The 20859-nt window shown below is 66.4% G+C and carries 20 protein-coding genes; 9 read left to right on the forward strand and 11 right to left on the reverse strand.

Annotated elements, in window-relative coordinates:
* Positions 1-83: 83 nt before the first annotated feature.
* Complete coding sequence (locus tag ACYVKM_RS05500; protein WP_460876411.1) at positions 84-1226, reverse strand: hypothetical protein; 1143 nt, start codon at positions 1224-1226, stop codon at positions 84-86.
* Positions 1227-1391: 165 nt separating this feature from the next.
* Between ACYVKM_RS05500 and ACYVKM_RS05505 the strand changes: the two genes are divergently transcribed.
* Together ACYVKM_RS05505 and ACYVKM_RS05510 are read left to right on the forward strand one after the other, a co-directional pair.
* Positions 1392-2678 (forward strand): acetyl-CoA C-acetyltransferase, encoded by a 1287-nt coding sequence (locus tag ACYVKM_RS05505; protein WP_460876413.1) that lies wholly within the window; start codon positions 1392-1394, stop codon positions 2676-2678.
* A gap of 18 nt (positions 2679-2696) precedes the next feature.
* Positions 2697-3251: an energy transducer TonB family protein gene (locus tag ACYVKM_RS05510; RefSeq protein ID WP_460876415.1), complete on the forward strand. Its 555-nt coding sequence runs from the start codon at positions 2697-2699 to the stop codon at positions 3249-3251.
* Positions 3252-3255: 4 nt separating this feature from the next.
* Here ACYVKM_RS05510 and ACYVKM_RS05515 read toward each other — a convergent pair whose 3' ends face one another.
* The 5 genes from ACYVKM_RS05515 to ACYVKM_RS05535 form a co-directional block, all read right to left on the reverse strand.
* Positions 3256-5136 (reverse strand): phospholipase D-like domain-containing protein, encoded by a 1881-nt coding sequence (locus tag ACYVKM_RS05515; protein WP_460876417.1) that lies wholly within the window; start codon positions 5134-5136, stop codon positions 3256-3258.
* Positions 5137-5159: 23 nt separating this feature from the next.
* Positions 5160-5726, reverse strand: a complete 567-nt coding sequence (locus tag ACYVKM_RS05520) for a YceI family protein (protein WP_460876419.1) — start codon at positions 5724-5726, stop codon at positions 5160-5162.
* On the reverse strand, positions 5723-6196 hold the full coding sequence (locus tag ACYVKM_RS05525; RefSeq protein WP_460876420.1) for a SixA phosphatase family protein: 474 nt from the start codon (positions 6194-6196) through the stop codon (positions 5723-5725). Before ACYVKM_RS05525 ends, ACYVKM_RS05520 begins: the two co-directional genes overlap by 4 nt.
* A gap of 60 nt (positions 6197-6256) precedes the next feature.
* Positions 6257-6889 (reverse strand): nucleotide-binding protein, encoded by a 633-nt coding sequence (locus ACYVKM_RS05530; RefSeq protein ID WP_460876422.1) that lies wholly within the window; start codon positions 6887-6889, stop codon positions 6257-6259.
* 201 nt (positions 6890-7090) lie between these two features.
* A complete protein-coding gene (locus ACYVKM_RS05535; protein ID WP_460876423.1) occupies positions 7091-8113 on the reverse strand; it encodes a hypothetical protein in 1023 nt (340 codons plus the stop codon).
* Positions 8114-8281: 168 nt separating this feature from the next.
* Between ACYVKM_RS05535 and ACYVKM_RS05540 the strand changes: the two genes are divergently transcribed.
* Complete coding sequence (locus tag ACYVKM_RS05540; RefSeq protein ID WP_460876425.1) at positions 8282-8476, forward strand: antitermination protein NusB; 195 nt, start codon at positions 8282-8284, stop codon at positions 8474-8476.
* A 55-nt stretch (positions 8477-8531) separates the two neighbouring features.
* Here ACYVKM_RS05540 and speE read toward each other — a convergent pair whose 3' ends face one another.
* Positions 8532-9386: a polyamine aminopropyltransferase gene (gene speE / locus ACYVKM_RS05545; RefSeq protein WP_460876427.1), complete on the reverse strand. Its 855-nt coding sequence runs from the start codon at positions 9384-9386 to the stop codon at positions 8532-8534.
* Positions 9387-9699: 313 nt separating this feature from the next.
* Between speE and speA the strand changes: the two genes are divergently transcribed.
* The 4 genes from speA to ACYVKM_RS05565 all read left to right on the forward strand — a co-directional run bounded on the left by speA (position 9700) and on the right by ACYVKM_RS05565 (position 14585).
* Positions 9700-11586, forward strand: a complete 1887-nt coding sequence (gene speA / locus ACYVKM_RS05550) for an arginine decarboxylase (protein ID WP_460876429.1) — start codon at positions 9700-9702, stop codon at positions 11584-11586.
* Between the two features lie 100 nt (positions 11587-11686).
* Positions 11687-12517, forward strand: a complete 831-nt coding sequence (locus ACYVKM_RS05555) for an undecaprenyl-diphosphate phosphatase (protein ID WP_460876431.1) — start codon at positions 11687-11689, stop codon at positions 12515-12517.
* Between the two features lie 98 nt (positions 12518-12615).
* Positions 12616-13401 (forward strand): 3-hydroxybutyrate dehydrogenase, encoded by a 786-nt coding sequence (locus ACYVKM_RS05560; protein ID WP_460876432.1) that lies wholly within the window; start codon positions 12616-12618, stop codon positions 13399-13401.
* 5 nt (positions 13402-13406) lie between these two features.
* Complete coding sequence (locus ACYVKM_RS05565; protein ID WP_460876433.1) at positions 13407-14585, forward strand: DUF3734 domain-containing protein; 1179 nt, start codon at positions 13407-13409, stop codon at positions 14583-14585.
* 31 nt (positions 14586-14616) lie between these two features.
* Here the strand turns inward: ACYVKM_RS05565 and ACYVKM_RS05570 are convergent, their stop codons facing one another.
* The 4 genes from ACYVKM_RS05570 to radC form a co-directional block, all read right to left on the reverse strand.
* Entirely contained in the window at positions 14617-15372 is a 756-nt protein-coding gene (locus tag ACYVKM_RS05570) for an SDR family NAD(P)-dependent oxidoreductase (protein ID WP_460876435.1), read from the reverse strand.
* Between the two features lie 96 nt (positions 15373-15468).
* Positions 15469-16191, reverse strand: a complete 723-nt coding sequence (locus tag ACYVKM_RS05575) for an SPOR domain-containing protein (RefSeq protein WP_460876436.1) — start codon at positions 16189-16191, stop codon at positions 15469-15471.
* Positions 16191-17879 carry an arginine--tRNA ligase gene (gene argS / locus ACYVKM_RS05580; RefSeq protein WP_460876438.1) on the reverse strand — a complete coding sequence of 563 codons (1689 nt, stop codon included), beginning with the start codon at positions 17877-17879 and terminating at the stop codon, positions 16191-16193. Before argS ends, ACYVKM_RS05575 begins: the two co-directional genes overlap by 1 nt.
* A gap of 510 nt (positions 17880-18389) precedes the next feature.
* On the reverse strand, positions 18390-19061 hold the full coding sequence (radC, locus tag ACYVKM_RS05585) for a RadC family protein (RefSeq protein ID WP_460876440.1): 672 nt from the start codon (positions 19059-19061) through the stop codon (positions 18390-18392).
* Between the two features lie 96 nt (positions 19062-19157).
* Here radC and coaBC point away from each other — a divergent pair, with 96 nt between their 5' ends.
* Together coaBC and dut are read left to right on the forward strand one after the other, a co-directional pair.
* The gene (coaBC, locus tag ACYVKM_RS05590; protein ID WP_460876441.1) at positions 19158-20363 is read left to right on the forward strand and encodes a bifunctional phosphopantothenoylcysteine decarboxylase/phosphopantothenate--cysteine ligase CoaBC; all 1206 of its coding nucleotides are present in this window, start codon (positions 19158-19160) and stop codon (positions 20361-20363) included.
* Positions 20363-20818 carry a dUTP diphosphatase gene (dut, locus tag ACYVKM_RS05595; RefSeq protein WP_460876442.1) on the forward strand — a complete coding sequence of 152 codons (456 nt, stop codon included), beginning with the start codon at positions 20363-20365 and terminating at the stop codon, positions 20816-20818. Before coaBC ends, dut begins: the two co-directional genes overlap by 1 nt.
* Positions 20819-20859: the final 41 nt, after the last annotated feature.

Genomic DNA, 20859 nt, shown 5'->3' on the forward strand with positions numbered 1-20859 from the left:
CGTCAGCTGGTGTGCGCCCCCTGTGGCGCCGCGCCATCATGCGCCCAGTTTCCACCGCGACACAAATGCCGCGACCGGGGCGTTCAGTGCAGCACGGTTGCGGGTGCGCCGAGCTGGCCGTGCTCGTCCAGCACGATCCGGCCCAGCGCATGCAGCTCGGCGGCAGTGCCGTAGCGTCCGCTCAGCAGGGCGATCAACGGCCCCAGCGCCTGCGGCTGCAGCGGATAGGCATGTGCCAGCATGCGTGCGCCACCGGCCGCGCCGCGCTGGGCCACGCTGATCGCGACCACGCCCAGGCCGGGCGCCTCGTGTGCAAACAGGGACGGCGGGTCGTAGCCGGGATCGACCACGGCCAGGGTTTCCAGCAGATAACCGGCGCCGGCCTCGACTTCCTGTGCGGCCGTCGCCTGCAGGTGCAGCGGCAGCTGATGCGCGTCGAACAGCGCGGCGTGCTGGCGCAACTCGAACACGATGCCGGCAAATTCATGGGCGCGTTGCGCGGCATCGCCGGTATGCGCGGCCAGCCATCGGGCCGGCGACTGCACCTGCACCTTGCCGTCGGCGTAGTGCATGGCCAGGCCGCGGGCGCTGAGCGTGGACTCGGTCCGGTAGGGCGTCAGCAGTGCGGCTTCCAGCAGGGTCCACAGCGAAGCCAGATTGACGTGCTCGTACTGCACGCAGGTCAGTGCCAGCAGGTCGTTGCGGCTGAGATAACGCACATGTTCCAGCCGGATGCCGAGCGTGCGCATCAGCCAGTCGGCGGTGCGTGTACCGGCTTCACCCCGGCCGACCAGCTGGATCTCCAGTTGTTCCGATAGCTCTTCAGCCAGCTCGACCGGAGCCAGCAGGCTCAGCGGCAGCAACCGCATCGGACCGTCGGCGAAGACCGCCGAGGGCTCCAGCGGCTGTGCCGGCATGCGACCGTCGTGACTGCCGAACGCGACCACGTTGTCCAGCTGGCCACGCGGCACGCGCCGGGCCAGCTCATCCAGCGTGGCCCACACCGGAAAACCCGGCCGCAACAACTCGACCTGGTCGAACAGCGCACCGGCCAGCGCCAGCCGCGCGGCATCGACCTGAGGCACCAACGCATGCAGGTCGGCAGCGATCAACTCGACCAGTTCGGCGGCCTCGTCGCGGCTCAGCGTCATGCGTGCCGGCACCTCACCGGCGACTGGTTCCAGCGCCAGCACCGCAGGCAGGGCGATCAGCGTTTGCGCTTCCACAGGCAGCAGTTCCGGATGGCAAAGAGTTCCCATTCTACCAGCGGCGCCCAATTGACCCGTTGCGCCCGTGCTGAACGGTTGGGTCAATCCTCCGGTGTTTCGGGCTTTCGCCGCGCGGCATGGCGGGTTAGCCTTGACGGACTTGAGTTGTGGACTGTTCTGAGCATGGAAAACACGCAAAGGCGCGTCGGAGTGATCGGCGGCGTACGCATCCCGTTCTGCCGCAACAACACCGCGTATGCCGACGTCGGCAATTTCGGCATGTCGGTGAAGGTGCTGGGCGCGCTGGTCGAGCGGTTCGGGCTGCATGGCGTGGAACTGGGCGAAGTGGCACTCGGTGCCGTGATCAAGCATTCATCGGACTGGAACCTCGCGCGCGAGGCATTGCTCAGCTCCGGGCTGGCACCGACCACGCCGGGCATCACCACGGCGCGCGCCTGCGGTACCTCGCTCGACAACGCGATCATCGTCGCCAACAAGATCGCCGCCGGCCAGATCGAGGCCGGCATCGCCGCCGGTTCGGACACCACCTCGGACGTACCGATCGTCTATGGCACGCGCCTGCGCAAACGGTTGCTGGCGATGAACCGCGCCAAGACGCCGCTGGACAAATTGAAGACGGCGCTGCGCAGGTTCTCCTTCAAAGAGTTGAAACCTTCGTTCCCCGGCGTCGCCGAGCCGCGCACCGGCAAGTCGATGGGCGACCATTGCGAGCAGATGGCGAAGGAATGGCAGATCACCCGCGAAGCACAGGATCAGCTCGCGCTGGACAGCCACCACAAGCTGGCTGCCGCGTATGCCGACGGTTTCTTCGACGAGCTGCTGGTGCCGTTCCGCGGCCTCAAGCGCGACGGTTTCCTGCGTCCCGACTCCACCATGGAAAAGCTGGCGTCATTGAAGCCGGCGTTCGACAAGACCTCCGGACACGGCACGCTCACCGCCGGCAATTCCACCGGCCTGTCCGACGGCGCGGCTGCCGTGCTGCTGGGCAGCGATGCATGGGCCGCACAGCGCGGCCTGAAGATCCAGGCGTATCTGCGTGATGCGGAAGTGGCGGCAGTGGACTTCGTCCACGGCGAAGGTCTGCTGATGGCACCTACCGTCGCCGTGCCGCGCATGCTCGCGCGACAGGGGTTGACCCTGCAGGACTTCGACTACTACGAGATCCATGAAGCGTTCGCGGCGCAGGTACTGTGCACGCTGCGCGCGTGGGAAAGCGCCGACTACTGCAAGAACCGGCTTGGCCTCGACGCGCCGCTGGGTTCGATCGATCCGGCGAAGCTCAACGTGCACGGCTCCAGTCTCGCGGTGGGTCACCCGTTTGCGGCCACCGGTGCGCGGATCATCGCCACCCTGGCCAGGATGCTGGAGCAGAAAGGCTCCGGGCGTGGCCTGATCTCGATCTGCACGGCCGGCGGCATGGGCGTCACCGCCATCCTCGAACGCCCTTAGCGCGCGAGCTGCCCCGGCATGCTGCGTCTGCGCACCACCACCGGCCTGAGCATGCTTGCCCTGGCGGTCGGCATCGCCGGTACCGGCTGGCTCAGCACGCTGACCGGCGACTGGCGCGGGCCGCCACCGCGGCATGCCGGCGCGCATCGTGTCACGTCGACAGCGCGCCCTGCCCGGTCTGCGTCACCGCGCCGGCGTGGTCCGGTCAGCGTGATGCAGACGCATCGCGCGAAAGTGGGCAGTTCCGGCGGTATCGCCGAAGCGCTGGCCGCGTCGCCGGCTGCACCGGCACTGGAGCCGTTGGCGATGCCTGTTGACCGTACGCAGCGATGGGATGAGCTGCGCGGCCACCTCGATGGCCGCGTGGTGGTGCATGTCGGTGTCGACGGCAGCGGTCACGTCGATGCCGCCAGTCTCGTCGAATCCAGCGGTGACCCGGTGCTGGACGCGCATGCGCTGCGCAGCGTGCGCGGCTGGCGCTTTGCCGTACCGGCCGATCATCCCGACGGGATCAGTGGCGATCTGCCGATGCGCTTCTCCTCGCAGGGTGAGCGCATCGCCCGGTTGCCTTGAGGCGTCACAGTATTCCCCTCACGCCCGCCCCGAATGCGGTGATCAGCCGCGTGATGATCAGCTTGGGCGACAGCGCCACGTCGGGGAAGTCGCCGACCGGCCGGTAACAGGCATAGAAGCCGGGATCGGTCGCGCGCATCGGCTGGCAGCCTGGATCGAGGTCGTAGCTGGTGGCATAGCGGAACGGCCACAGGTCGAACAGCGGCAGGCTCTCGGAGACGCTGCCGATGGCCTGGTTGATGTCGGTGAGCACCGGCACCGCTGCCTGTCGCGGCGCGATCACCCAGGCGTTTTCCGGTTGGGTGTCGCGCAGGATGCTGTGGCGCAGCTGGTCGGCAAAGTCATGGTTGTAGACGATCACCCCGGCTTCGGTGTTGTAGTGGTCCGAGCGCGGGTCGAAGTTGTGCGAGCCGACCATGGCGAAATCGTCGTCGATCACGATCGATTTCGCATGCAGGCCAAAGCGGCGGCCCTCACTGAGCAGCGGAGCCGGCCGGTTGCCGCTGCCGCGGCTGCCGAGCAGGTGCAGCCGCGTGCGCTTGGCGCTTGCCGGGCTGGCGGTTTCCGGCGGCAGGGTCGACGCGTCGGTGCCGAGGTTGGCCAGGTCGTAGTCCACCGCCGGGCCCGGCGCGTGCGGCTTCAGTTCGTGGATCTCGAAGCCGAAGGTCTTCAGGTAGCGCTTGCGGTGCTTGTACGACATCGCATACACGGCGAATGCGTCGGTCGAGGCGAGCGAGTTGGTGGAGACGGTGATCCGTGGCGGCTCGGCGCCGCGATGCAGGCGCTTGAAGATGCGCTGCGCACGATGGCTCATGACCAGGTACGGGGTCTGCAGCAGGACCTCATGCTTGGCGTGACCGATCATGCTCATGATGTGGCGGGTGAACGCCTGGGCGAGTTTCTTGTCCGGCTTGTCGGTCTTCGATGGCAGGTCGCTGAAGTACTCGACCTTGCCGACATGCAGGGTCGGTTCGACCAGCCATGCCTGCAGCCACGCGGCATCCTCGGCCACCTGCAGCAGCTGGGCGACACGTTGCGGCCGGCGGTAATGCGGCAACGGCCAGCTGCCCGGGGCGCTGTCGGCAAGCACGCGCCGGTTGACGTCGCGCAGGTGGGTCAGCGGTACCGCGCGCTTGTGCTGCCAGAACAGCTCGAAGCTGGCGGCCATCTGCAGGGCCGCCGGGCCGCCGACCATCACGTCGCGGTCGACGTAGTCGAAGCTGTCGTCCCAGTTGAAATAGCGATCCTGGTAGTTGCGGCCGCCGGTGATGCCGATGCTGTCGTCCACCAGCATCAGCTTGTTGTGCATGCGCTGGTTGAACTGCACGAAACAGCACAGCAGGCCGGCAGCGAATTCCACCGGTTCGGTACGTGCCTTGTGGAAGGTCGGGTTGTACAGCCGCACCTGCAGGTTCGGACTGGCCCGCGCCAGGCGGTCGAGCAGCGCCGGATCGTTGAACGAGAACAGCTGGTCGGCCAGGATGCGCACCTTCACGCCGCGCCGCGCCGCCTGCACCAGTTCGTCCAGTACCAGCTGGCCGGTGTCATCCTGATCCCAGATATAGGTCTGCACATCGATCGAGCGCTGGGCGGCACGGATCAGGTTGATACGCGCCGCCAGTGCCGGTTCGCTGTCGTCGAGCAGGGTGACCACATGCACCGGCTGCTCGGGTGTGGATGCGGCGAGCGCCTGGATGGCGGCATCCAGCAGCGGCGAAGGCTGTGCGCAGTGGTCGGCGCGCGAGCAGGTGCTGTGCTGGTCGGTGGTGGCCGCGACGACTGCATCGGCGTGCCGGATCTGCGCCCGCGACAGCGTGCAGCCAGGCAGCATGACTGCGGCGAACAGGCTGAACAGGACGATCCGGGCGGTCGAGTACGAAGGCATGCGCCCATGATACGGGGACGCACTCAGTCCGTTGCGGGGTCGAGCGTGATCCGCAGGCCGAGCTGCACCTGGTCGGACAGGCTGGCGCGATGGGCGCTCATGCCGAAGGCGGCGCGCGACAGCGTGCCGTGGGCCTCGATCACGCAGCCCGCCAAGGTGGACGTGCCGCACGTGGCGGGCATCAGTTCGAAGCGGATCGGCCCGGTCACTCCGCGCAGGGTGAGCCGCCCATCCAGCACGCCTCCCGCCGTCAGCATGGCCAGGGTGACCGGGTCGGACACGAAATGAAGGGTCGGATACCGTGCAGCATCGAAGAATTCCGGCGCCAGCACCCAGCGACGGGAGCGGGCGGAATCCATCACGATGCTGTTCACGTCGATGCGCGCGTCGACCGTCGCCAGGTCGCGCGAATCCACCCGCACCTCACCCGCGATCTGCATGAAACGTCCACTGATCGTGTGCAGCCAGAACAGGCGAACGCCGAAATCCGCGTACGAACGATGGTCGGTGATGCGGTAGTCGGTGGCTCGTGCCGCGGTCGCGGCGAGCAGCAGCGCGGCCAGCAGGCCGATGGCGAAGAGTCGCCTCACGGCGACCAGAACGCATCCAGTCGGGCATTGCCCGGCTCCAGTGCACCATCCAGATGCAATACAGCCAGAGCCCCGGGCGGCATGCCGCGGCATTCGTCGGAACGACCCTCGACCAGCAGCGCGACCAGCCGCTCGATGCCGGGATTGTGGCCGACCAGCATCACGATGCCGGCGTCGCCATGCTGGTCGAGCAGGGCCAGTAGTTCGCCCGGCGAGGCATCGTAGATTTCCGGCGCCAGCTGCGGCGACGGCACATCGGTCATCGCGGCTAGCGCCAGGCGGGCGGTTTCCTCGGTGCGCTGTGCCGGCGAACACAGTACACGCCCGGGCCGCACGCCGTGCGCGGCCAGCCAGCGTCCGGCCGCCTGCGCTTCCTGCTCACCGCGTTTGCTCAGCGCGCGTTGCTGGTCATCACCGGTGGTTTCTATCGGCACCGCTTCGGCGTGTCGCAAGAGGATCAGTTCGTGCATGGAAGACTCCGCTGGAGTGTGGTCGCGCGCGGCGCAGATGGCTGCGTCAGGAAGGACGGGTCAATGCTGGCGCTTGATCCAGCGCAGTAGTGCCTTCCAGTCCTGCTGGTGGTTGCGCACCTGTTCGGACTGGTAATCGAAGATGCCCTTGCCCAGCGCGCTCAGCAGCACATAGGCCTGGCTGTCGCGTAGCTGTGCCACGACAGGGAACGGGGATTGCTCGGCGAGTTGGGCCACCGCGTCCTGGCTGGCATGGGTCCACGGCTTGAGCCGGTTGGCGACCAGCCCCACCGGCAGCTTGCCGCGGTGGATGCGGTTGATCGAACGCAACTCCTCGATGAAGTGGAGCGTGGCATGCAGGTCGAACGATGACGGCAGCACCGGGACCAGCAGCACGTCGGCCTGATCCAGGTACGGTTCCAGTTCGCGCTCACCGGAGCCGGCCGGCGTGTCGATCAGCAGTTGCTGGGTGTCCGGCGGCAGCTTCTGCAGGGATTTGCGACCGCCCTCGAACGCCAGCACGCCGGGAACGTTGTCCGGCCGGAGGCTGGCCCAGCGGTAACTGGATCCCTGCCGGTCGGTATCGATGATGGCGGTGTGCTGCCCCGCCTGTGCCCAGTGCGACGCCAGCTGGGTCACCAGCGTGCTCTTGCCGCAACCACCTTTGCTGCTTGCCACCAGCGTCGTAAGCATCGACTCACCCCTGCCGCGGAAGGTGGTCCAAGCCTACACGGCTGCGGATGCTGCGCAAAGCGGTGCTGCGGCAGGTCTGGTCGGGTGCTGAAAAACAACCGGCCGGATGCGGGCTGCGGTTGATTTGTCGAAGCCGCGTACGGGCATGTGCCGGACTTGGCGTGTTCGAAGAGGGCGGCAAAGCCCTCTTCGGCAGATTATTTAGTGAGGCTTCCAGTCGGCGGGCGGATCGGTGGGGATGCTGCTGTCGCGCAGGGCGGCCAGCAGCAGGCTCATTTCGGTGCCGCCATTGCGCGCCAGCGCCAGCAGGTGCTGCGCCAACGCCTTGTCGTCCGGTGCGCGCGCCAGCAATCCGCTGAAACTCTGCACCTGCCAGATCAGGCTGAGGCGGGCACGCTTGGCGTCTTCCTGTTGAGCCGGATCGTCCGCAAGCACCTCGCGCAGGTGCAGACCGAGCGAGCGGGAGAGCGGGCTGGAGCCCCATTCGAGCGTCTTGCCCAACTTCAGGCAGTCGGCCTTGATCGAGCCGTCGTCGCCGGCGTTCTCGCACAGCTTGGCCGTGACCTGCAGGCCCGGCTGTGGCTGGCTGTTGGCGATACCGTAGACCAGCACGGTCTGCATGCCGACTGCACCGGCTGCATGGGTCGGATCGAACGTGTCCGCCGGCGGCGGCAGCACGCCAACCGAGCTGGCCAGCGCCTTCAGGCTGGCGCCGGCGTAGTCGTCGTACAGCTTGGCGGCGGCGGCCTTGGCCAGATCTTCGCGGGCGGCATCCGACTTCATGTTACGGGTGTCTTCGGCCAGTTTGAGCAGCCATACCGCGGCGTTGTCCGGTGCCTGCGTCTGCAGCTGCTCCAGTGCGGCCGGGTTGGGACAGGCGCCGCCCTTGGCATCGCAGTCGGCCAGGCGAACCCAGCTGACCGCGGCGTCGGCATCCGTGGCCATCGCGGCACGCCCGATCAGGGTATGGAAGCTGTTGTTCTCCGGCTGGTTGAACAATGGCCTGGCCAGCAACGCGGCGCCGAGCAGCGGCTGTGCATCGGCGCTCGGCGCCAGCACGCTGACCAGATCGCGCTGGAACGCAAGCTGGGCCTTGTCACGGGCCTTGGCGGCCTTGACTGACGCGCTGCCGGTCTTGTCGGGTACGGTCTTGCCGGCAAAAACCGGGGCGGTCACGAGGGAAAATGCACATGCCAGGGCAAGGTAAGGCCATCCGCGCGTCATGGGTTCGGGTCCATGGTCAAAGCACCCAGCATAGCGCCGGCAGATTAAGCGCGGCTGATTTTAAGCGAGGCTGATGCATGGGCCGGCAGCGCCCGGCATGCGCCGCAAGGCTTGCTAGGATGGGCATTTAGGCGCACGGTCGCGCCCTCATGGTTCGGGAGACGCGTAGTGGATCATTTTTCGACATTTGCCGGCGGTGCACCCTGGTTCGTCGGCTGGGGAACGCTGGCGCTGATCAACGCCGCGCTGGCGCAGGGCAAGAACCGCAGCGGACTGCTGTGGTTCCTGCTGTCGCTGCTGTTCGGCCCGTTCGCCACGCTGTTGCTGGTGTTGCTGCCGAAGGTGCGCAGCACCCTCTTCTGAGGCGTGCACGCATACGGCAGGGCGCGTGTGCGCCCTGCCGTGGTACTGGCGCTGGTTACTCGCCCAGCGCTTCGCGCATGAACTCCGGCTGCGCCAGCGCACCCTTGTGGATGTCCGCGTTGTAGTAACGGGTCGGGAAGTTCTTGGCTGAAGCGCCGCGCTCGCGGAAACCGGACAGGTCGCCACCCTTGCGCGCCATCGTGCAGCTCCACCAGCCGGTCGGGTAGCACGGCTGCGGGAACGGCAGCGTCTTCACCGCGCTGAAGCCGGACGTGCGCATCGCCGAACGCATCGACTTGATCAGGTCCAGATGCGCCAGCGGCGACTCGCTCTGCTGCACCAGCAGGCCGCCATGGCGCAGCGCCTTGTGGCAGCTGGCATAGAACGCGGCATTGAACAGGCCTTCGGCCGGCCCGACCGGATCGGTCGAGTCGACGATGACCAGGTCCAGCGACTCCGGCTCGCATTCGGCCATGTACTTGATGCCGTCGATGAACAGCAGTTCGGCGCGTGGATCATGGTTCGAGTCGCACAGCTCCGGGAAATATTCCTCGGCCAGCCGTGTGACGCGCTCGTCGATCTCCACCTGCACCGCGGACTCCACTTCCTCGTGCTTGAGCACCTCGCGCAGCGTGCCGCAATCGCCGCCGCCGATGATCACCACGCGCTTGGCGCGCGCATGGGTGAACAGCGCCGGGTGGGTCATCATCTCGTGATACAGGAAGTTGTCGCGCGTGGTCAGCATCACGCAGCCGTCGATCACCATCAGATTGCCCCAGTCGGTGGTCTGGTAGATCTCGATGGTCTGGAACGGGGTCTTTTCCGCGTGCAGCAGTTGCTCGGTGCGGAAACCGATGGAGGAGCCGGAGGCCTGGTGGGCCTCGGTGAACCAGCTGAGCTGCTGCGACATGGGGGAATCCTGACGAGTGTTCCAGACGAACCGGGTGGAAAGATAAAGACCGCCAATTGTAGCTGCAACGGCGATGAACGTCCCGGCAGGATCGCGACGGGTCATGCGCCTATTGTCACAGCGGACCATTACAATGGCGCCCTGGCATAGCCGGTGTACTGCGCCTGGCGGCCGACAAGTCCGATCGACCCCGCGGCGTGCGAGGCTTCCGGTCGCCCGGACTGGTGCTCTTGTGGAGCAACACCGTCAAGGCTCGCCGCTGCGACGACATGATCAGCGCGTGACAAACACGCTGCACAAGGAAACCCCACCCATGTCGAAGCACTGGAATACCGATCAAGCCCGTCATACCTACGCCGTGCCGCACTGGGGCGACGGCTATGTCGACGTCAACGCCACGGGCGAAATCGTGATGCGCCCGCGCGGCCCCACCGGCCCGGCGCTGTCGTTGCCGGCGATCGTCGCGCGCGCGCGCGACGAGGGCCTGCGGCTGCCACTGCTGGTGCGCTTCCCGGACATCCTGGCCGACCGCCTGGCACGGTTGCAGGGTGCGTTCGCCAGAGCGATCGGCGAGTGGAACTACGCAGGCGGCTATACCGCGATCTATCCGATCAAGGTGAACCAGCAGCGCGGCGTCGCCGGCGAGCTGGTCGCCGCCGGCACGCAGGGTTTCGGTCTCGAAGCCGGTTCCAAGCCGGAACTGATGGCGGTGCTGGCGATGGCACGGCCGGGTTCCATCGTGATCTGCAACGGCTACAAGGACCGCGAGTACATCCGCTTGGCGCTGATCGGGCTGAAGCTTGGCCTGCGCGTGCATATCGTGATCGAGAAGCTGTCCGAGCTGGATCATGTGTTCAGCGAGGCGAAGGCGCTCGGCGTCGAGCCGCTGCTCGGCGTGCGCGTGCGCCTCGCCTCGATCGGTGCCGGCAAGTGGCAGAACACCGGCGGTGACAAGGGCAAGTTCGGCCTGTCGCCGCAGCAGGTGCTGACCCTGATCGAACGACTTGATGCGGCCGGTCTCAAGCACACGCTGAAACTGCAGCATTTCCACATGGGCTCGCAGATCTCCAACGTGCGCGACATCGCCAACGGCATGCGCGAGGCCACCCGCTACTTCGTGGAACTCAGGCGGATGGGCGTGCCGCTGGAGATCGTCGACGTCGGCGGCGGCCTCGGCGTGGACTATGAAGGCTCGCGTTCGCGCAGCCACAATTCGATCAATTACTCGATCGAGCAGTACGCCATGACCATCGTGCAGTCGCTGGCCGAGGCGGTCGAGGCCGAAAGCCTGCCCGCACCGCACATCCTCACCGAGGCCGGCCGCGCGATGACCGCGCACCACGCGGTGATGGTGGTCAACGTGACCGAGGTGGAGACAGTGCCGGCCGGCGCGATTCCGCCGCCCTGCGCGGACGAGCCGGCCGTGTTGCGCCGCCTGCGTGAGACCTGGGACGAACTGGACCGGCGCCCCGCGCTCGAGCTGTTCCACGAGGCCCAGCATCATCTCAACGAAGGCCAGACGCTGTACGCGCTGGGCCAGCTCGCGCTGGCCGACCGTGCGCGGCTGGACGAGCTGTATTACGCGATCGCCGGCGCGGTGCGTGCGCGGCTGTTGCCGGCCGAACGCTCGCACCGGCAGGCACTGGACGAACTGGACGAAAAGCTGGTCGACAAGTACTTCGTCAACTTCTCGGTATTCGAGTCGGTGCCGGACATCTGGGCGATCGGGCAGATCTTTCCGATCGCCCCGATCGCGCGGCTGGACGAGGAACCGACCCGGCGTGGCGTGATCGTCGACCTCACCTGCGATTCGGACGGCCGCATCGACCATTACGTCGATGCCGAAGGCGTCGACGTGAGCCTTCCGTTGCATGCGCTGAAGGACGGCGAGAGCTACCGGCTCGGCATCTTCATGGTCGGCGCGTACCAGGAAACCCTGGGCGACATCCACAACCTGTTCGGCGATACCGATGCGGTGAACGTGCGTGTCGACGGCAACGGCTACACGTTCGCCCATGTGCGCCGCGGCGACACCACCGACCTGATGCTCGACTATGTCGGCTATGACCTGGATGCGCTGCGGCAGAGCTATCGCGAGCGCATCGCCGGCGCTGGCGTGACCGGCGCGGCAGCCGCGCAGTTGTACGACGTGCTGAATGGCGGCCTGACCGCCTACACCTACCTGGCGGAAACCCCCTGAGCGTTTGCTGCGCGGAGGTGTTGCCCATGATCTGTCCGTTTCGAGGAAAACCATCCCGATGAGTGCGATCCTATGAGCATGAATTTGTGAGCGTGATTTCGTGAGCGTGACCTTGCTGATCTTCCTGAGCGTGCTGCAGGGTGTGACCGAGCTGTTCCCGGTCAGCAGCCTCGGTCATACGCTGCTGGTGCCGGCACTGTTCGGCGTGCATCTGGACCGGCATGCGCCCGCGCTGCTGCCTTTCCTCGTGGCGCTGCATCTGGGCACCGCGATCGCCCTGCTGGTGTATTTCCGGGTTCGCTGGATCGCCATCGCGCAAGGCTTCTTCGGCAGCCTGCGCGGTCGTCCCAGCGATGACGGCCATCTGGCCTGGGGCTTGCTGGTCGGCACGATCCCGGCTGGCCTGGTCGGCCTGTGGCTGGAAAAGCCGCTGGAGCGACTGTTCCATGACCTGCGCATCGTGGCGCTGGCCCTGCTGGTCAACGGCATCGTGCTGTGGCTGGGCGGCCGCCAGCGCGAGGACGAGACGCACCGCCCGGCGCAGCGGCTCACCCTGATGCAGGCCGCGCTGGTTGGACTGGCACAGGTCGGCGCACTGATCCCCGGCTTCTCGCGCAGCGGCCTGACCATGATCGCGGGCAACCGGGTCGGGCTGGACCGCAAGGACGCCGCGGAGTTCTCGTTCCTGCTCGGCACGCCGATCATCCTGGCCGCCGGCGTGCTGGAACTGCCCAAACTGCTGCACGACCACAGCCAGCTGGCCACGGCAACGCTCGGCGGCTTGCTGACCGGGATCGCCGCTTATCTGAGCGTGCGTTTCCTGATGCGCTATTTCGAAGGTCGTGGGCGGCTGGCGTCATTCGGCATCTACTGCATCGTGGCCGGCGCACTGTGCCTGGGCTGGTTTGCGCTGCATCCGCTGTCGCAGTGAATGTGGTTGCGGCAGTTGCACGGGTTGAAACCTGACGGATATCCGCACGGCTTATCATCGATATTTTCCAGCGGCACTTTCCCTGTGTAGGAGGCGGTATGGCAAGTCTTGACGGCAAAGTGGCATTGATCACCGGCGCGGCCAGCGGCCTCGGCAAGGCGATCGCCGAGCTGTATGCGAAGAACGGTGCCAGCGTCGCGATCGCCGACATCAACCAGCAGGCGGCGGATGCGGCTGCGGCCGGGATCAACGCGGCCGGCGGCAAGGCGATCGGCGTGGCAATGGACGTCAGCAACGAGGACGCGGTCAACGCCGGCACCGACAGGGTGGTGGCGACATTTGGCCATCTGGACATCCTGATTTCCAACGCCGGCGTGCAGATCATCAACCCGATCGACCAGTTCGCGTTCGCCGACTGGAAGAAGATGCTGGCGATCCATCTCGACGGCGGCTTCCTCACCACCAAGGCCGCGCTCAAGCACATGTACCAGGGCGACCGCGGCGGCATCGTGATCTATATGGGCTCGGTGCATTCGCACGAAGCTTCCAAACTGAAGTCCGCCTATGTCGCCGCCAAGCACGGCCTGCTCGGCCTCGCCCGCACGCTGGCGAAGGAAGGCGCCGCACACAACGTGCGCTCGCATGTGATCTGCCCCGGCTTCGTGCGTACGCCGCTGGTGGAGAAGCAGATCCCCGAGCAGGCGAAGGAGCTGGGCATCAGCGAGGCCGACGTGATCAAGAACGTGATGCTGAAGGACACCGTCGATGGCGTGTTCACCACGGTCGAGGACATCGCGCAGACCGCGCTGTATCTGGCCACCTTCCCGTCCGCCGCACTGACCGGTCAGTCGATCGTGGTCAGCCACGGCTGGTACATGCAGTAAACGCCGTGGCTGACGCCAAGCGTCCGCACTCGCCGGCCACGTTGACTGAAACCGTGGCACGCGATTACCACACCGTCGCCCTGGTGCTGCAGGGCGGTGGTGCGCTCGGTGCGTATCAGGCCGGCGTGTACCAGGCGCTGGCCGAAGCCGATCTGCAGCCCACCTGGCTGGCCGGCATCTCGATCGGCGCATTGAACGCGGCGATCATCGCCGGCAATGCGCCGGAGCGGCGCGCCGAGCAGCTGCGCGAGTTCTGGGAAACAATCTGCCAACAGCCGTTGCTGCCGGGAGCGCTCGCCTTCGACATGAGTGCGTGGCCGCTGCTGTGGCAGAACGGCATCAGCGGTCTCGCGGCGTGGCGGGCGATGACCGAGGGACAGGCCGGCTTTTTCCGGCCGCGGCTGGGGCCGCTGTTGCCATGGCATACGAGTCCGGCCAGCGCGAGCTGGTATGACACCGCACCGCTGCGCGCCACGCTGGAACGGCTGGTCGACTTCGATCGCATCAACGACGCCCGCGCGATGCGTGTGTCGGTGGGTGCGGTGAACGTGCGCACCGGCGACTTCACCTACTTCGACAATACCCGCAACACGCTGCGGCCCGAGCACTTCATGGCCTCAGGTGCGTTGCCGCCGGGATTCCCCGCGGTGGAGATCGACGGCGAGTTCTACTGGGACGGTGGCATGGTTTCCAACACGCCGCTGTACAAGGTGCTGAGCGAGCGGCCCAGTCGCGACACGCTGGTGTTCCAGGTCGACCTGTGGAACGCGCATGGCAGCTTGCCGCGCGATCTGGTGCAGGTGGCCGAACGCAGCAAGGAAATCCAGTATTCCAGCCGTACGCGCCTGATCACCGAATTCATGCAGCGCACGCAGGAACATCGGCGCCTGCTGCACGACGTGATGGCGCTGGTGCCCGAGGATCGTCGTGACGATCCGGCATGGCGCCGCGCCGAAGCGCGCGCCGCGGCGGCGCTGACCAATGTGGTCCACCTGATCTATCGCGACAAGCCCTACGAGGGCCACTACAAGGATTACGAGTTCAGCGCGGCCAGCATGCGCAGCCACTGGCAGAGCGGGCTGGACGACATGCGCCACACCCTTGCGCATCCGCAGTGGCTGGCGGCACCGGACCCCGAACATCCGTTCGTGACTCACGACGTGCATCGCGGCGAAACCCGCTGAGCGTGTGGTTTTCGCCTTCCCGTGGGGTGGTTCAGTGGTCCCGTGCGACCTGCAGCCCGGCGGCTGACTGGTTCACCGGCATCACCTCGACGCGGTTGATGTTGAGGTGCGGCGGCAGGTTGGCGATCCACCAGATGGTGTCGGCGATGTCGCCACTGGTGATCGGGTGGGCCCCGGCGTAGAGCTGGTCCGACGCGGCCTGGTCCCCACCGGTGCGGACCAGGGTGAACTCGGTCTCGGCCATGCCGGGTTCGACCGAGCTCACCCGCACGCCGGTACCGTGCAGGTCGGTGCGCAGGTTCTGCGAGAACTGGGTGACGAACGCCTTGGTGGCGCCGTACACGTTGCCGCCGCGATAGGCGTAGCTGGCGGCGATCGAGCTGATGTTGACGATCGCGCCGCGGCGTTCGATCAATTGCGGTAGCAGCAGGTGGGTCAGCGATACCAGCGCGGTGACGTTGGTGTCGATCATCTGCATCCACTGCGCCAGGTCGGCCTGTTGCGCCGGTGCGGTGCCCAGCGCCAGTCCGGCATTGTTGACCAGCAGGTCGATGCCGGCGAAAGCGGCTGGCAGGGCTGCGTGCGCGGCACGCATCGCCGCTTCGTCACGCACGTCGAACGCTGTCACATGAATGCGCTCGGCGCCGTGCCGGGCTACCAACTGTTGCAATCGTTCTGCACGGCGGCCGCTGGCGATCACGCGCCAGCCGCCGGCCACGAAACGTTCCACGGTGGCGGCGCCGAACCCGGAGGTGGCGCCGGTGATCCAAGCGGTCTTGAGAGTCATGCGGAAAATTGTAGCCGGTGGCGTGACTGCACAGTGCGATCGTTCGCCCTTTCGGCGTCGTCGACCTGTCCTGCAAGTCCCTGGTTCGGTGCGGCGCTATTTGCCTTCTTTCAAGGCAATTGCATTGATGCCGGCGCCGGCCAGCCGCTGCTTGGTCGATTCCAGCTCGGTGGCCGAGCGGAACGGCCCCAGGCGCACGCGATGATAGGTCTGGCCGTTGATGCTGACCGATTGCACATTGGCGATGAAACCTTGCAGGGCCATCTTGGCTTTCAGCGTCTCCGCATCGGCGGCGTTCGGGAACGCGCCGACCTGCAGCAGATAACCGCTGCCGGCGGCGGGCGTCGGCACGGCGCTGGCCGGCGCGGCGGTGATGTTCTCGCGGACCGCGGCCGGTGCATTCGCCGGAGTCGGCGCCTGCGGGGTGCCGGCTTGTGGCTGGGCGGCGGCCTGCTGCTGGGCCTGCTGCGCGGCGAGCTGCTTCTGCTGCTGTTCGGCGCGTGCCTGCGCACTGATCTCCGCGTCCGGGATGCGCACCTCCTTCTCCGACAGCACCGAGTAGAAGTCGTATTGCGGCTTTTTCGGAGCACTCTCGCTGGCAGCCGGCACCAGGCCGGCATCGCTGCCGCTCTGGGCGGTAGCCTGCGGATTCGCCTGCGGACCGCTGGGTTTGCTCATGCTGGTCAGCAGGCTGCCGCGCATCATCACCGCCATCAGGATGGCGCCGATCACGATACCGATGACGGCGTAGCCCCAGCCCGGGAACCCGCCGCTGTTGTTGCGCACGGCCTGCCGGCCCTTGCCCTTGCGTGCTGCCATTACATCTTCTCCGGGGCGCCCAGGCCCAACAAATCCAGACCATTCTTCAACACTTGCCGCGTCGCCACCACCAGCGCCAGTCGCGCATTGCGCAAGGCGGCGTCTTCGACCAGGAATTGGTGCGAGTTGTAATAGGTGTGGAACGCGTTCGCCAGCTCGCGTAGCCAGGCGGCGACCAGGTGAGGCTCAAGATTCGCCGCGGCGGCTTCGACCAGTTCCGGATACTTCGACAGTTCGGTCAGCAGGATCTGCTCGTGCTCGTTGTCGAGCTTCGACAACTGGGCCAGGCCTTCGTGCAAGTCGAGCGTGAAACCTTTCTCCGGTGCCTGGCGCAGCACACTGCACACGCGAGCATGCGCATACTGGATGTAGTACACCGGGTTGTCGTTGCTCTGCGAGCGGGCGAGGTCGATGTCGAACACCAGCTGCGAGTCGGACTTGCGCGCGATCAGGAAGTAGCGCGTGGCGTCACGGCCGACCTCGTCGATCAGGTCGCGCAGGGTGACGTAGCTGCCGGCGCGCTTGGAGATCTTCACCTCCTCGCCGCCGCGCATCACCGTCACCATCTGGTGCAGCACGTATTCCGGATAGCCGTTCGGGATGCCGCAATCCAGCGCCTGCAGGCCGGCCTTCACACGGGCCAGCGAGCCGTGGTGATCCGAACCCAGCTCGGTGATCGCGCGTCCGTAGCCGCGCTGCCACTTGCTGCGGTGGTAGGCCACGTCGGGCAGAAAATAGGTATAGGTGCCGTCGGACTTGCGCATCACGCGGTCCTTGTCGTCACCGAAATCGGTGGTACGCAGCCACAGCGCGCCGCCTTCCTCGTAGGTGTGGCCGTGAGCGACCAGCTCGCGCACGGTCTCCTCGACCTTGCCGTCGCTGTACAGCGAGGACTCGAGGAAATACACATCGAAGCCGACGCCGAAGGCCTTCAAGTCGAGATCCTGCTCGCGGCGCAGGCTGGCCACGGCGAAGTGGCGGATCGCGTCGAGATCGTCCACATCGCCGGCGCCGGTCACCGTTTCGCCGTCGGCCACCACCGACTCGCGGTCGAGGTAGGCACGCGCCACGTCGGCGATGTAGTCGCCGCGATAGCCGTTCTCCGGCCAGCTGCTGTCGTCCGGGGTGATGCCGCGCGCGCGCGCCTGCACCGAGATCGCCAGATTCGCGATCTGCACACCGGCGTCGTTGTAGTAGAACTCGCGTTTCACGTTCCAGCCGGTGGCGCCGAGCAGCCGGCTCAGGCAGTCGCCGATCGCCGCGGCGCGGCCGTGGCCGACGTGCAGCGGGCCGGTCGGGTTGGCCGAGACGAATTCCACGCCCACCACCTTGCTCGCGCCGCTTTCGCTGCGCCCATACGCGCCTCCCTGATCCAGGATGCGGCGCACTTCGGCGTGATACGCACCGGCCGCCAGATGGAAGTTGATGAAGCCGGGACCGGCAATCTCGATCTTTTCCACCAGCGCATTCGCGGGCAGTGCGGCGACCAGCTTCTCGGCCAGCTCACGCGGTTTCGCACGGGCCGGTTTGGCCAGCAACATGGCGACATTGCAGGCGAAATCGCCGTGTTCGCGGCTGCGCGACCGTTCGATCACAAAGCCGGGCAAGCTCAGATCGGTGGGCAGGGTGGCATTGTCTTGCAGGGCCTGGATGGCCTGCAGCACCAGTTCGCGCAGCTGTTCTTTCACGGGTGGGATCGAATTCGTGATGGAACCGCCAATCCTAACAGACCGCCACGTTGGCGAAGGGCGCTAGCGCTAAAGCCGGAGCTACCCCTCCGCTGGTTGCCGGACCACCCTCGAATCGTGATGCACTGCGGCGTCGTAGTCTGTGGATAAGTCTGTGGGGAAAGCGGTGACCGGGAATCGGGCAGTCGCCTGGAGGCAGCTAAAATCACGCTGTAACAATAAATATATTATATATATCAATCATTTGAATGATCAACATGGAGTGAAGTGCTCGATAAGTCCGGCAAGTAGGCATATGGGCGGTTTGTGCATAAGTTTCGGTGACTTGGCGGCATCTCTGTGCGACGACTCCCGAGTCATCAGCCTGTCATGCGGCGCTGCGACACTGATCCGGTGCCTGACACGACTCCCCTCCGTGGCAGGTATTTGGAGACGCCGCGCTCTCCCTCCCAAAGCGGCCCCGACGGCGTGGTTTATCCCACGCCGTTTTTTTGTATCCGGAGGCACGAATCAGAGCAGACCGCGGGCTGCCATCGATACCGGTTCGCCGCTGCCGATCACCAGATGATCGAGCACCCGCACGCCAACCAGTTGCAGGGCATCGCGCAGTTCGTGAGTGATCGCACGGTCGGCCGCACTGGGTTCGGCAATACCGGAGGGATGGTTGTGCGCAAAGATCACCGCGCAGGCGTTGTGCCGGAGACAGGCGCGCACGACTTCGCGCGGATGCACGCTGGCGCCATCGACGGTGCCGCGGAACAGTTCCTCGAATGCCAGCACGCGATGGCGATTGTCCAGGTACAGGCAGCCGAACACCTCGTACGGCAGATGACGTAGCTGTGCCCGCAGGTAATCGCCGGTGTCGCGCGGGTTGCCCAGGCTGGGCTTCTGTCGCAACTGCTCGACCAGGCTGCGTCGGGCCAGTTCCAGCGCGGCGGCGATCCGCGCGCGCTTCGCCGGGCCAAGCCCGTCGACGCGCATCGGCTGCCCGGACTGGCCGAGCAATGCGCCCAGGCTGCCGGCACTGGCGAGCAGTTCGCGACCCAGCGCGATGGCATCCTTGCCGCGGCCGCCGCTGCCCAGCAGCACGGCCAGCAACTCGGCGTCGGATAATGCGGCACTGCCGCGGGCCAGCAATTTTTCGCGGGGACGTTCGCCTTCGGGCCAGTCGCGGATGCTCATGCTTTCAACTTGCCGGATGACGCCGATGCCGGGCAGCGGTTGAAGTGAATGAATCCGGTAAGCTAGGGGTCTGCCCGATTGTCAGGCCCGCCTTACATGAGTCTTGCCCAACGCCGCATCCTGCTGGGAGTGTCCGGCGGCATCGCCGCCTACAAGTCCTGCGAACTGGTTCGCCGCCTGCGCGAGCTGGACGCCGAGGTACGCGTGGTGATGACCGAGAGTGCCACCCACTTTGTCGGCCCGACCACGTTCCAGGCGCTGTCCGGTCAACCGGTGCGTGTCTCGCTCTGGGACGAAGGTGCCGAGGCGGCGATGGGGCATATCGAACTTGCGCGCTGGGCCGAACGCATCCTGATTGCACCGGCGAGCGCCGCCGTGATCGCCCGCCTCGCTCACGGCCACGCCGATGACCTGTTGACCACCTTGTGTCTGGCCAGCGCCGCGCCGTTGTATCTGGCACCGGCAATGAACCAGCAGATGTGGGCACACCCTGCCGTGCAGGGGAATCTTGACCTGCTGCGTCAGCGCGGCACACATGTGCTCGGGCCGGCCGCCGGCGATCAGGCATGTGGCGATGTCGGCAGCGGCCGCATGCTGGAACCGCACGAGTTGCGCGACGCGCTGGCGGCCTCGTTCGGCGACCAGGTACTGGCCGGCCTGCATGTGCTGGTCAGTGCAGGTCCGACTTACGAGGACATCGATCCGGTGCGCTTCATCGGCAACCGCAGCTCGGGCCGGATGGGTTTTGCCGTGGCGGCGGCGGCGGCACAGGCGGGTGCCGTGGTGACCCTGGTTGCCGGACCGGTGAGTCTCGCCACGCCAGCCGGGATCGCGCGACGCATCGATGTGCGCAGCGCGGCGCAGATGCATGCTGCGGTACAGGAGGCCTCCGTCCAGGCGGACATCTACATCGGTGCGGCGGCGGTAGGTGATTACCGGCCACTGGAAGTGGCCGCGCAAAAACTGAAAAAGCACGCGGGCGCCGCCTTGACGCTGCAGCTCGATGAGAATCCGGACATTCTGGCCAGCCTGTCGGCACGACCCGTGCATCCATTTCTCGTCGGTTTTGCGGCCGAGACGCATGATGTGGCGAACTACGCGCAGGGCAAACTGCAACGCAAGGGGCTGGACATGATTGCTGCCAACCAGGTCGGCGGTGGCCTCGGTTTCGAGGCCGCCGACAATGCCTTGAGTCTTTACTGGGCTGGCGGCGCGGTCGAACTGCCGCGAGCGCCCAAGCCGGAACTGGCACGGCAGCTGATCGCCCATGTGGCCGAGCGCTATCGGGTGGTACGCGGATGATGCTCGATATCGAGCTGAAGATTCTCGATGCACGCCTGGGCGACAGCATCCCGTTGCCGCAGCCTGCCACCCCCGGCAGTGCCGGCATGGATCTGCGCGCCGCGCTGGAGGCGCCGCTGACGCTGGCGCCGGGCGAGAGTGCGCTGGTGCCCAGCGGCATCGCGATCCATATCGGCGATCCGGGCTGGTGCGCGTTGATCGTGCCGCGGTCGGGACTGGGTCACAAACACGGCCTGGTGATGGGCAACCTGGTCGGGGTGATCGATGCGGACTACCAGGGGCCGCTGATGATTTCATGCTGGAATCGCGGCGCGCAGTCGTACACCATCGCGGTGGGCGATCGCATTGCGCAGTTGTTGCTGGTGCCGGTGGCACAGGCGCGGCTGAGCATCGTGACGGACTTCGCACCGAGCGAACGTGGCGGCGGCGGATTCGGCTCGACCGGTATCCAATGACAGGCTGGGCCGGCGCGAGGGGCGCGCCGGGCCGATTCACC

This window comes from Rhodanobacter koreensis (genome assembly GCF_054782855.1).